At 56.7% G+C, this 12,246-nt stretch carries 10 protein-coding genes; all 10 read left to right on the top strand.

Annotation, left to right across the window (positions count from 1 at the left end; all coding sequences use genetic code 11):
• The first annotated feature begins 44 nt into the window (after nt 1-44).
• The 10 genes from ACRVY7_RS07830 (at nt 45) to ACRVY7_RS07785 (ending at nt 12,209) form a co-directional block, all read left to right on the top strand.
• Nucleotides 45-1,553 (top strand): sugar transferase, encoded by a 1,509-nt coding sequence (locus ACRVY7_RS07830; protein ID WP_431816631.1) that lies wholly within the window; start codon nt 45-47, stop codon nt 1,551-1,553.
• A 204-nt stretch (nt 1,554-1,757) separates the two neighbouring features.
• Nucleotides 1,758-2,543, top strand: coding sequence for a polysaccharide pyruvyl transferase family protein (locus ACRVY7_RS07825; protein ID WP_431816630.1), 786 nt, complete (start codon nt 1,758-1,760; stop codon nt 2,541-2,543).
• A 112-nt stretch (nt 2,544-2,655) separates the two neighbouring features.
• Complete coding sequence (locus ACRVY7_RS07820; RefSeq protein WP_431816629.1) at nt 2,656-3,975, top strand: O-antigen ligase family protein; 1,320 nt, start codon at nt 2,656-2,658, stop codon at nt 3,973-3,975.
• A 176-nt stretch (nt 3,976-4,151) separates the two neighbouring features.
• Entirely contained in the window at nt 4,152-5,255 is a 1,104-nt protein-coding gene (locus tag ACRVY7_RS07815; protein ID WP_431816628.1) for a glycosyltransferase family 4 protein, read from the top strand.
• A 2-nt stretch (nt 5,256-5,257) separates the two neighbouring features.
• On the top strand, nt 5,258-6,418 hold the full coding sequence (locus ACRVY7_RS07810; RefSeq protein WP_431816627.1) for a glycosyltransferase: 1,161 nt from the start codon (nt 5,258-5,260) through the stop codon (nt 6,416-6,418).
• Between the two features lie 19 nt (nt 6,419-6,437).
• On the top strand, nt 6,438-7,721 hold the full coding sequence (locus ACRVY7_RS07805; RefSeq protein ID WP_431816626.1) for a hypothetical protein: 1,284 nt from the start codon (nt 6,438-6,440) through the stop codon (nt 7,719-7,721).
• A complete protein-coding gene (locus ACRVY7_RS07800; protein WP_431816625.1) occupies nt 7,687-9,195 on the top strand; it encodes a tyrosine-protein kinase domain-containing protein in 1,509 nt (502 codons plus the stop codon). Before ACRVY7_RS07805 ends, ACRVY7_RS07800 begins: the two co-directional genes overlap by 35 nt.
• A gap of 878 nt (nt 9,196-10,073) precedes the next feature.
• Nucleotides 10,074-10,436 (top strand): ArsR/SmtB family transcription factor, encoded by a 363-nt coding sequence (locus tag ACRVY7_RS07795; protein WP_020173050.1) that lies wholly within the window; start codon nt 10,074-10,076, stop codon nt 10,434-10,436.
• Nucleotides 10,433-11,533 (top strand): ACR3 family arsenite efflux transporter, encoded by a 1,101-nt coding sequence (gene arsB, locus ACRVY7_RS07790; protein ID WP_005193688.1) that lies wholly within the window; start codon nt 10,433-10,435, stop codon nt 11,531-11,533. Before ACRVY7_RS07795 ends, arsB begins: the two co-directional genes overlap by 4 nt.
• A complete protein-coding gene (locus tag ACRVY7_RS07785; protein ID WP_020173049.1) occupies nt 11,526-12,209 on the top strand; it encodes an arsenate reductase ArsC in 684 nt (227 codons plus the stop codon). The genes arsB and ACRVY7_RS07785 overlap by 8 nt, the downstream gene beginning before the upstream one ends.
• Nucleotides 12,210-12,246 lie beyond the last annotated feature (37 nt).

Here is a 12,246-nt window from a genome sequence, read left to right as displayed (position 1 = left end):
ACCTGATCCGGAACACCACACGCACCAGCGGTTGGTGATCAGTTATGACCGTTGAACCGAACCGTGTTGCCAACCAGGCGAATACGAACCAGCGTGTTGGTCGTCCGCAGGGAGCCGCGAATGACAAGTCAAGAGACTGGGTCGGCAAGTACGTTAGATCGGTAACATGGACTGATCTTCTAATCGTGACCGTCGCGATTACCGCGGCTCAGCTTGCAAGATTCGGTGCAAATGATCTGATGGAGCCAAACGGGACTTTCCGTCTACCTGCTCTTGTGGTGTCTGTCGTTCTCTTCTTCGCGTGGGTGCTCTCACTTCAATTGTTCCAGACCTCCGACAGGCGCATAGTGGGTTCTGGACACCGGGAGTATGGGCGTGTGGCGAGCGCATGTTTCGCGGTGTTCGGAACCCTAGCTATCCTCGATCTGCTATTTCGCCTAAATATTGCTAGGGGCTTCTTAGCGATCGCACTTCCTCTCGGTACCATCCTTCTCATCGCGGGGCGGTCTGCATGGCGCTACGATTTACGCAGACAGCGACGCCGGGGTGAGGCACTCGAAGGTCTGTTGATCGTCGGATCAGTGGGTTCGGCTATGCCTTTGCTGAAACGTATAGCGCGTGATCCTTCACTGGGATACCGGCCAGCAGGAATCTGTGTGCCGACGGACGCCGTCGATATGCCATCAGAAGTCAGAATCCGTGATCTGGGCATCCCGGTCTTCCAGCAGTCCGTGCTGCACGCGATTCGAAGTTCGGGCGCGTCAACTGTAGCGATTAGCTCCTCTGACGAATCTTGTTACGAATCCTTGCGAGAAATGTCATGGCAACTCGAGGCGATTGGCGTAGAACTGCTTGTCGCTCCTGGAGTAGTCGACGTGGCAGGTCCCCGCATGACTGTTCGACAAGTCGACGGTTTGCCGTTGCTACATATCGATCGGCCCCAGTACGAAGCGTCAAAGACCGTGTTGAAAGCTGCCTTGGATTACACAATCGCTATGACGGCTCTCGTCGTGCTCTTCCCGTTAATGCTAGCGACCGCTGTGGCGATCAAAGTTGAGGACCGCGGGCCAGTCTTCTTCCGGCAAACCCGCGTTGGTCGCGACGGCGCTACTTTCAGCGTTTGGAAATTCAGATCCATGCGAATCGATGCCGAGCGAATTAGAGCGGAAATAGAGCAGGCAACCACCCCGGACCAGGTCTTCTTTAAGTCAACATGCGATCCACGCGTGACCCGGGTTGGCCGACTTATCCGAAAGACCAGCATTGACGAGCTTCCGCAGCTGTTTAATGTACTAACGCGTGAAATGAGCTTGGTAGGACCTCGACCACTCCTTGTCGGCGAGGGCGCGGAGGTCCCCAACTTTGTCGAGCGCAGGCTACTTGTGAAGCCCGGAATTACCGGACTATGGCAAGTGTCCGGACGGTCCGATCTAGAGGCGGAGGATCGCATCAGACTCGATCTACTCTACGTAGAGAACTGGACGATCACGCAGGACTTAGCAATCCTGGTCAAAACAGTGAAGGCAGTTCTATTTCAGGACGGCGCTTACTAGTCGCGTTGAGTCGCCGAGCTAAGTAATTCGTCGTAAAACGAAATCTATGAAGCATACAAGTGAAGCTGCGATGGCGGACTTCGGAACACTGGAAGAGGTACGATGATCCATCGTCGGACAGCCACTCTGTACTGGTGGTCGCCTGTGCGACCGTGGAGATCGCTTGTTTCCGAGGTGAAGAATAATCGGTCAGCATGGTACAACATGCTGACCGATGAGTTCTCCAGTCGACGTCTCCCGAGCAACTTTGGTGACCAAGTCAGCCCAATCGTGTTTAGCGAGCTCACTGGAGTAAGAACAACATGGGCGCCAATTCAAAAGGCGGACTTCGTCTGTATCGGTTCGATACTGAACTCGTACATGCGCAAGAACTGTAACGCGATCATATTTGGTTCGGGACTGCGTGACCCAAATTCGATCGTGGCACCGATCGACACGTCAAGGATCGTTGGCGTACGCGGTGAACAGACTGTAGCTGCGATGCCTGATGATTCCGTACAGGCGATAGGGGATCCTGCGCTGGCGATACGCGCGATGCCCGCGTTCAACCCCGTTAACCGGAAGCGAAGTGGCGTAATAGCGCTACCACATTTCTCATCGTATGCGAATCGAACGATTCGCAAGCGCCTAGGCGATCTCTCACACGAAGGCGTTGAAGTGCTAGCTCCAAATACCCACCCCGTAGAGGTGGCACGAATAATACGACAATCTGACCTCGTGTTGACGTCCAGTCTGCACGGACAAATATTTGCGGACGCGCTCGGAACACGGGCTGTAAGAGTGAACTTCGGACCAAGTAGTGAAAGTGACTTCAAGTTTGAAGACTATTCCTCGGTCTTTGGTCTGGGCAATCAAGCGCAATCGGTAGTCAACTTCACGGGTGCGCGACTAAGCGAGCTTCATGCGATTGCTGACAACCGGCGCAGTCGCATTGCGGAGAGGATAGACGGTGTCGTCGATAACTTGTACAGGCTTGGTCGACAGTTATGAAAAACTCGCTCGCTGGCGGTAACGCGCAAGACTTCTCTCGGGGGTCTCGGCTTGGACCTCAAATTGCGTTCAGTGAACGGAACTGCCAATGATTTCGGACTTGGTGGTTGGAATGGCTGTCGCAGCGGCGATTGCCTGCTTTATCGGAATACGTGACTGCCTACTATTCATGTTTATTCTTTCCGTAACTGTTGCTCCGGTGCAGATATTCAAGCTGGCTCCAGATGTTCCGTCCTACATTGTGGGCATAGCTTACCCGGTGCCGGCCATATCGACGTTCACGATTACAATCGCAGCTTCTGTTTTGTACCTTCTTGTGACCGGAACCCCCAGATCGTGGCTACTAGCAGTTCCCGCTTACTGTGCACTCGGTATCGGATTTCTGGCATTCTGGGACACAAACTACCAGGTGCAGTCTGGTGTTCTCCATGCGTTCCTGGCGATATCCGCGTGGATCGTAGGATGTGGCTTTGCAAGCAGATTCCGAATAGATCAATCCGAATTTGCTTGTTGGCTGCTACTTCTAGTCTCCATGGTCCTAGCGGTGCCTTCGTGGGCACAGTGGTTCGCCGGGACAGGCGCGGACGACTATGGCGACCGTGCTGGCGGCCTGTTTGCTCATCCAGCCACGACAGGGAAGATCGCGGTAGTCGTTCTTTGCCTGGCGTTACCAATGACCCGCTCATTGTCAACACGGATAAGCCGCCTGTCGGTGATCACAGTTGCGACGGCAGCACTCGCAGTGCTTCCGACGCTAAGCCGAGCAAATGTATTAGCGGTGTTGCTTGTGCTTGGGGGCTGGTGGTTGATGAATGCGAAGGCGGCACGTATGCGTGTGCTTGTGACAGGAGCGATCGGGGCCAGCGTGGTGGCCTACGTGTTCGCTCCTCTACTCTTGTCGCGTTTTCAGCGTGACCCCGGCGGGGGTGATAGACCGGAGCTCTACGCTGCGGCGATGCGACAGCTACCAAACATTTGGCCAATAGGAACAGGGCCGAACTTCTACGTGCCGATGGTTTCGCCGAGGGAGCCTATCGTGGCAGCAACAGGTTACCCCGTGCACAATGCAGTGGTACTCTTCTTAGCCGAAACCGGACTTCTTGGATTGATAGGAGTGGCGGCGTTAGCGGCATGCTGCGGTTGGGCCATTATCGACCGAAATATCTATCGTTCGCAGGGACGTGTCTATCAGCAAGGGCTCTTGCTGATGCTTGCATCGGTGCTATTTATTAGCTGGACTGGGTGGGGAACGCTTCGACAACCCGTACTTGAATTTGTAGTTTTTGGTGTGGCTGTTTGCTATACAAACGCTACGTTCTATCGATCGCGAAGCCTGTCACTAGACAATGGTCAGAGTGCCTTCGTTGGGCGAGCCGGGTACGACGCACCCGACCCCACAGTGGTGCTGTCGGCCCCGCGAGATAGGAGATGATGACGTTGCCAACTAGAAGAACACGTCGTCGGAAGGCAGGCGTGTCCTATGGACCGGGGTCGCGTAGCACGCATTTCCGCTTGATGGAGCGCGCCGACCAGAAGGTCGATGGACCCACTGCCACCGGAGAGCTGGGAGCTAGAACGATCGAGACTCCCTCACCTGATGTACTACTCTTGATCCACTGGGGAAGTAGCGGCGCTGGCCCGAGGCTGCTCTACGAGCTGGCGGCCGAGTTCGCAGCGTCTGATGGGCGCGAGTTGATCGTCAGCTATAATACGGGTGCTGAACTTGGACCTCAGTTTGTATTACTTAAGTCACGAGCAATTCCCGTTGCAACGTACACCAGCAAGATCACTTTACTTACTGGGCTACCCCGGTTGTTGCGAACATCGCTGACTTTGCGGCGCGACATCCGCAAGTACGGTGTGACGACCGTATATTCTCCAATGTTCAACATCTGGCAGTCGATATCAATGTGGATCTGGCTACCCCGCGAGACGGTCTTTGTCGCGACGGTTCATGACTTTGTTTCTCACCCTGGGGATGAGCACTTTATAAAATCGCTGTCTCGCCGTATCGAGATCAATCGGTCGAATGGATTGGTCACCTATTCCAAAAATGTTGGCATGCTTGTAGCTGAGGCGGGATACAATCGACCAATACATGCAAGTGTGCATCCAGCATTCGAGTCAAGATCTAACCCAGAACCACGGGAGCTTCCTAAGCGCACTATTACGATCGGCTTCTTTGGACGTATCCAGGAGTATAAAGGGCTAGACCTGCTAGCCGATGCTTTTGCCCAGCTAAGAGCCAACGGACTGGATTGTCAACTAGTCGTCTATGGTTCGGGCGACGAGCGACTTCTGGCCTCTTTCAGCGGCCGACCCGGAGTATTCCTTCAGGAAGGCTGGGTACCAGAATCGGACGTTAATCGGGTTGTGGGTTCCTTTGATGTTTTGGTTTTGCCATACCGGGAAGCGAGTCAGTCAGGGGTTCTGGCATTGGCAATGGGGGAAGGCGTGCCAATAGTAGCAACGCCGGTCGGGTCGTTGCCTGAGCAGATACATTCGAGCGGGGCAGGAGTCGTAGCCAAAGCCGTGTCAGTGCCTGACATCGTTGAAGCGCTTACGCTCCTACTGACTGACGAAGACCTCTACAGATCGGCGTCGGCCAGCGGCATCTCGGCGAGCAGGAGTCGCTATAGTTGGCGGGCCCACCAGGGTGAGTTGAGCCGATTCTTCGCCGACGTGCGACTTTCAGGAATAGAGGTCTCGTGACAATGTTGGGGAAGATCCTCGAATTACGTTTTCTGCGACTGAATCAAAGTTCGAATACCAAGCTCGGGACTGTATCAACACCCCGTCTCGGAAATGGCTCGATTCGGGTTCTTCACGTGGTTGACTGTGCTTCGGGTGTCGCGGCTGCGATAAGAAGCTACACCGAATCTACACCCGAGATTGTGCATCAAATCTATTTTATGAGGCGCAGAGATGTTGCGTCGAGCACTGGATATATAGACATGCCCGAAGGTGTGAGAGTTGTCGAGAATGAAAGAGTGTTGTGGAAAGAGTTCGGACGCATTCGAAAGTTGGTACAGGAGTACCGGCCGGACGTTGTTCACTGTCACTCGAGTTGGGCGGGAGGGGTGACAAGACTTTCGATTGTGCGGTCGCGGCACCGAAGGATCCTCTACTCGCCGCATTGTTTCGCATTCGAACGTGGCGACTTGTCGAAGCCTACTAGACGGCTGGTTCGCGTGTTCGAACTAGCATTGTCTTTGAACACGTCGAGGTATGTTTGCTGCTCGACGAGAGAACAGAGGTTGGCGCGGAGGCTAAAATTTGGGCGATCTGGTTCGTCGTACGTTGCGAATTGCCCGGACAGACGTTTTATATTTAACCTCCCACTCGGTCATGTGCGATCCACAGGGGAACCGGTAAGGGTCATAGGAGTGGGTCGTGTATCTAGCCAGAAAGCGCCCAATTGGTTCGCGGACGTCGCTCGCAGAGTGAAAGGTCTCGGCGAGGCCGTGCCGATCGAGTTCATTTGGGTTGGCGGGGGCGATCCTGTGCTCGAATCGAGCCTGCGAGACGCGGGCGTAATAGTGACGGGCTGGTTGGATGAAGAAGGTGTTGCCAAATCGATGGCGGAAGCTGACATCTATCTTCACAGCGCTGCTTGGGAAGGGTTCCCAGTGGCGCTTCTTAACGCAGTTGCGATGGGACTTTGCCCGATTGTTCGTGATATACCGGCGATGCACGGGTTCGAGGCCATGTGCGCGAGGTCGCCATATTCCGCAGCGGTGCAGATTATGGAGGCTTTGAAAAGACCTGAGTATGCAAGCGAGAGGCTAATGGACTGGCGTGCGCTGCTCGCCGACAACCGCCGTGAGGTTCAGCGCCGTCAGTTATTAGCAGCGTACGGCCTGGAATATGCGTAGAATTCGCTTACTAAATAAGGTGGGATCACCTGCAGCGGTTGGCGTATTGGCGCAGGCGTTGGCGGTCTCGGCCGGATTTCTCCCATTATTCTTCAATATGGGAAGTGTGGTGGCGTTTGTTCTAGTTGCAAGCGCGATATCAAATCTCTTGGTTGGTAGCGCCACACTTGCTGTGGCATATCGGCTACCAGTCCTAGGCAATAGCAGTGGTTCTAACAGCGCGATGTCAGGCAGTCGGCTGGGTTTCCCCTGGAAGGCATCGCGTGATAGCACGGCGGCACTTGTTGCGTTGGGCATCTTCGTTGGTGGCTGCCTGGCTGTTGGTGCTGTCCTTGTAGTCTGTGAAGTTTCCTTCGGAACGGTTGTAATGTGCGGCGGGGTAATTCTTCTTGGACAGGGAATATTTCAGATTACCCAAACCGTGGCGGTAACGTTCGATAGCTACGTAGTAGCAATGAGGATGCGTTTAATTTACGGATTCAGTACGTTCATATTGTCATTGCTCTGCTGCGTTCTTGCGCTCAACGCTATCTGGTTTGCGTTCTCTGTATCCGCAGGTTATGCTGTCGCGGCGCTTGTCGGGTTATGTAGCCTCCACGCGGGTCCAGTGTGGTTAGAAAGCGTGCGTAGATTTCAGCCAAGCTACTTCATAAAGTATGCCATTGAAGGGCGCACATTATTTTTTGGCCAGTTAATTAATGGTGTAGCTTTGCAGGCTGGGGCAATCGCGACCGCCAGTATGGGCAGTTTGGCCGCCGCTTGGGCTGTAAGTTGTCGCGTAAGCGGCGGACTGCAGACAACTGCTGGCCAGATTGTGGCGCCAGCGATCGACGCGAGGGTTGCAAGGCATATGCGCTCGGGGGACGTACACTCCGTGGCGCGGTCTGTGCGACTAGGGTCGCTGATCGGGTTGATTCTTGTCTTCGCGTGTGGATTCGTAACCCTCGGTATTCTTACCTACTTTAACCTAACCCCATCTGCGTCCGATTCTGCAGTTGTGTTCTGGATCGCTGTCATCGGCTTCAATTGCCTGCAGATCGTTTGCATGCCAATCGACCGAGTATTGGCTTTCATGGGTGGTGCTCGGCTACGTCTGCTCTGGGCTTGCGTACGGCTGTTAGGCGTAGTTTTCGCGCTGGTGATGAACGATTTAGAGGCTTTCTTGGTCGTACTGGGTGTGACAGGCTTGATCGGGACTAGTATGTACTGTATAGGTACGGTTTTTTACATGAAGACGTGGGCGAGCACATTCCGTCGTTCTGATGTGAATGCGAAGCGATCCGCAGATCTTGGAATCGCGTGAAGTTTGGTTTCGTCTTTTGATAGGTAGTTGGAGAGGACTGGCAGTGGATAATCCGCAGACAACAAGGGGTGATTCAGCGAGCTCGTGGAGAAGGGGGCTTGATGCTGTACGGAGAGGGTGGTGGGTCGTTGTTATCATGGCGCTGGCTGGTGGCATAGCCGGGACTTTCGGTAGCGAATTACAACAGTCAATGTACTCGTCAACTGCTGTGTTGTACGTTACGAGTCCAACAGAGGGCAGCACTCAATCTGCTTACCAGGGAAACCTTGCTTCGCAAGAACGCGTGGCGTCGTACGCACGACTGGCAACTTCGGACACTGTTCTCACCCATGCGATTGACAAAAGTGGGATCGGCCTGTCCGTAAGTGAAGCGCGGCGTGAATTGAAAACGGAAGTCACACCCAGTACTGTCCTGTTGTCTATCACCGCGACTTCGCCGAGTGCCGAGCAAGCGGCGACTCTGGTTAACGCTGTTGCAGGATCTCTGAGTGCGTATGTATCCGACATCGAGAGGCCGCAATCGGGCGGCGAGCCTCTGGCGAGAGTGACGGTCGTTACCCCGGGTCAGGCAGTAGCAACGCGTGTCTCGCCCCATGTAGTGCGAAACTCGATGCTTGGAGTATTGGTCGGTATTTGTCTCGGTGTTTGTTTTGTCGTGATTCGTTCCAGGTTTGACACCACCGTTCGAAGTGGTGAAGATCTGCGGGATGTTTCCGAGTTCCCTATTCTTGGCGCTGTCCCGAGTAGCGGTGAACTTTCGAACGGTTCGAATGCTGAGTTCTCTATCGGCGGTGGGCGAGTCGCGGAGAGTTACAGAAAACTTCGTGCAAACCTGGGCTTCTCGAGCGTGGATGATCCGCCACGGGTCGTTATGGTAACGAGCGCTACAGCGGGAGAGGGCAAGTCCACGACGGCGGCGAATCTAGCGATTGCTCTCGCTGAGTCGGGTTGTCGGACTGTGCTTCTAGACGCCGATTTCCGCAGGCCCACGTTGGTCGCACGGTTCGGGCTGTCGGGCAGCATTGGATTCACTGACTACCTTCGCGGTAAAGCGTCGATGCGGGATTTGGTCCAAGATACCGAAGTTCCGAGATTGTCGTTTGTTGCGTGCGGTGCGATCCCCCCGAATCCGACTGAGTTGCTTAATTCTGAACGTGCGCGTCTGGGCATTGGCGAATTGAGAGAGTTGTTTGAGTATGTGATTATTGATTCGGCTCCGATCTTGGCAGTGTCTGATTCTATATTCCTTATCCGTAGTGTCGATGGAATACTCGGCGTGGTTAGATGTGGCCATGTTACGACGCCTTCTGTAAAAAGCTTCTTAAATGAGGTTAAGTCTGTGAATGGCGTCGTATGCGGTATCGTTCTAAATGACGTTGATGTTAGTAGTGGTGCGGCGGGCTATGGCTATGGCTATGGCTATGAGGCCGATCCCGAGGCCGCGGCCTCGGCGTCAGGAGTGGCCTCGGGATAGCAGGCGCAAGCTGCGGCGAAGGGTGTCGGAGGTCAATTATTCGAGGTTGTTCACCGTGGAGGTGCTTCGCTGAGCGGTTACTGTCTTTAACCCGCCGTGCGGAGCTTCGCTCGGTGTCTATTCTGTGCGCCTGCGCGCCCCGTGAGCAGGTGGTGGAATGTTGACGTGTCCATCCTTTGGTGCCACAGGGACTCCCGCGCGCTTGGTCTAATAGTTCGCCCGGCTCGTCAGGGCGTATGTCGTTTGGCACTTGGGTGCGCTGCGAAGCGTTGCAGTCGAGTCGCTGTTCCTGGGTGAGCGCGGCTCCCGATCCGAGGTTCTCGAACGGAGCGTGAGCCAGCGAATCAAGCTGGCAGAGTTCAGCTTCGGGTGTCACAAGCAGCTGGTGAACGCGCGATTTCGTGCGATGCGCACCGTTGTCTGTTTGCGAAGTAAGTGAGCCTCTTGTGGCCATTGGTCGCAGTTTCTAGGACACTCCATTGTCGTGAGCAGCGAGGGGGCATCCGGCAATTGCCGGACGCAGGCGACGGCTACGGCAACACTGCTCAGAGGCCCCAATGGCATATAGGCGCCTGTCATCTCGAGGTAGCCGAGCCGATGGGTGACGGTAGGCTACGCACAATCACGAGCGCGTAGATCGCGTCGGCCGCTCCGTCAGGCGGCTGCACCACGAAGCTCGCGAGATCCGATACGGGTGACACCCTACGGCCCTTGCGCGGGACTAGATGTACTGACCTGAGAGGTTGGGTACGCGGCTGGCTGGTGGTTGGCGCCCGAGTGCTGTGTGACCGCGGTGGATCTCAATGCGGGAACGCAAGTGCGCTCCCGGGTATCGGAGGGCCTTGTCCCGTTGAATCGATGTATGTCAATATTGACGGGTGTCGAATAAGAACTTGCTTCTCTTGCCAGGCCGCGGCCTGAGTGGTGACGAGACCGGAGCGGTTACCCCGCTGCTGAAGGCGCTCGCGGATCCGGTTCGGCTGCGGTTGCTGTCGGAGGTCGCCGCGCATCCGGGAGGTGAGGCGTGCGTGTGCGACATCTCCGGGCCGTTCGAGCTGTCGCAGCCGACGATCTCGCATCATCTCAAGGTGCTGCGTCAGGCGGGTCTGGTGACGAGCGAACGCCGCGCGACCTGGGTGTACTACCGTGTGAACACCGAAGCACTGCAACAACTGTCGGTCTTGCTGGGCGATCTCGCCATGGTTGTGGGGGAAACTCGTTCGTGCGAGGCCGACCAGTGACCACCACCGACACCGCGGTCGCGGCGAAGTTGTCGATGCTCGACCGGTTCCTGCCGGTGTGGATCGGCGCAGCAATGGTCGCGGGCCTGATGCTGGGCCGCACCGTTCCCGGCCTGGGTGACGCCCTGGCGGCCGTGGAGATCGACGGCATCTCGCTGCCAATCGCTCTCGGACTGCTGATCATGATGTATCCGGTGCTGGCCAAGGTGCGCTACGACCGACTCGACTCGGTCACTGGCGATCGTCGCCTGCTCCTGGGATCGCTCCTGCTGAACTGGATCGTCGGACCCGCGTTGATGTTCGCGCTGGCCTGGCTTCTGCTCCCGGACCTACCGGAATACCGGACCGGACTGATCATCGTCGGTCTGGCGCGCTGTATCGCGATGGTCATCATCTGGAACGACCTGGCGTGCGGCGACCGCGAGGCGGCTGCCGTCCTCGTCGCACTGAACTCGGTGTTCCAGGTGATCATGTTCGCCGTGCTGGGCTGGTTCTACCTTTCGGTGCTACCCGGATGGCTCGGCCTGGAACAGACGACCATCGACACCTCGCCGTGGCAGATCGCGAAGTCGGTGCTGATCTTCCTCGGAATCCCGTTGATCGCCGGCTATCTCACCCGCCGCATCGGCGAACGGGCCAGAGGCCGCGAATGGTACGAATCCTCGTTCCTCCCGCGATTGGGGCCGTGGGCCCTCTACGGTCTGCTGTTCACCATCGTCATCCTGTTCGCCTTGCAGGGGGAGCAGATCACCTCTCACCCGTGGGACGTCGTGCGGATCGCGCTGCCGCTGCTGATCTACTTCGCGGTGATGTGGGGTGGCGGATTCGTCCTCGGCGCCGCGATGGGGCTGGGTTACGCACGGACCACCACGCTGGCGTTCACCGCCGCCGGCAACAACTTCGAACTCGCCATCGCCGTCGCGATCGCGACCTATGGTGCGACCTCCGGCCAGGCTCTCGCCGGGGTCATCGGGCCACTGATCGAGGTCCCGGTTCTCGTTGCCCTCGTCTATGTGTCCCTGGCGTTGCGGAAACGCTTCACAACTCCCACTGCTTCTAGCCTAGATGTGTCGAAGGAGCCTGCTCGCGATGTCTGAGAATGCGTTGGACGAACACCTACGTCGCGGTGAACACCGCGAGCAGCCCGAACTGTTGATGCCTCATACCGTGTTGGCCCGTACCGCAGCTGACTTGGCCGCCAAGTACGAGGGGGTGGTGTCTCGGCAGACGGTGGAACGCTGTGTTTTCGAGTCCTACACCGTGTTACGGCGTACCTCCCGGGTGCATGCGCATCTGACGACCTTGGCGGGCCGGTTCGCGGCTGATCGGTTACGCGCCCTCGCCCAGGCTGAGGGCGCGGTGCCCAAGGATGTGCCCGAGGTTCTGTTCGTCTGCGTGCAGAACGCCGGCCGCTCGCAGATGGCCGCCGGATTGTTGACCCATCACGCCGCTGGGCGGGTACACGTGCGCTCCGCCGGGTCAGCCCCCGCGCACTCGATCAACCCGACCGTCGTCGAAGCAATGAGCGAGATCGGCGTCGACTTGGGTACGCAGTACCCCAAACCGCTAACCGACGATGTGGTCGCCGCCGCCGACGTGGTCGTAGCGATGGGTTGCGGCGACGCGTGTCCGATCTATCCCGGTAAGCGGTATCTCGATTGGACGGTCTCCGATCCTGAAGGCCGTCCACTTGGCGAGGTTCGCGCGATCCGCGATGACCTTGATGCCCGGGTTCGTGAGCTCCTTGCCGAGCTCACGGCCGACCGTGTGTGACTTTCCGAGCTTTCCTCCACAGCTGAAAGGGCCTGTG

The sequence above is a fragment of the Gordonia jacobaea genome (assembly GCF_965344965.1).
GTDB classification, from domain to species: domain Bacteria; phylum Actinomycetota; class Actinomycetes; order Mycobacteriales; family Mycobacteriaceae; genus Gordonia; species Gordonia jacobaea.
The sequence above is the reverse complement of the archived record's forward strand: the minus strand, read 5'-3'. Positions and strand labels throughout refer to the sequence as shown.

Bases quoted from the DNA above. Each gene is read 5' to 3' on its own strand.
- ACRVY7_RS07830 (WP_431816631.1), top strand. From the start codon at position 45: ATGACCGTTGAACCGAACCGTGTTGCCAACCAGGCGAATACGAACCAG.
- ACRVY7_RS07825 (WP_431816630.1), top strand. From the start codon at position 1,758: ATGCTGACCGATGAGTTCTCCAGTCGACGTCTCCCGAGCAACTTTGGT.
- ACRVY7_RS07820 (WP_431816629.1), top strand. From the start codon at position 2,656: ATGGCTGTCGCAGCGGCGATTGCCTGCTTTATCGGAATACGTGACTGC.
- ACRVY7_RS07810 (WP_431816627.1), top strand. From the start codon at position 5,258: ATGTTGGGGAAGATCCTCGAATTACGTTTTCTGCGACTGAATCAAAGT.
- ACRVY7_RS07800 (WP_431816625.1), top strand. From the start codon at position 7,687: ATGCGAAGCGATCCGCAGATCTTGGAATCGCGTGAAGTTTGGTTTCGT.
- ACRVY7_RS07785 (WP_020173049.1), top strand. From the start codon at position 11,526: ATGTCTGAGAATGCGTTGGACGAACACCTACGTCGCGGTGAACACCGC.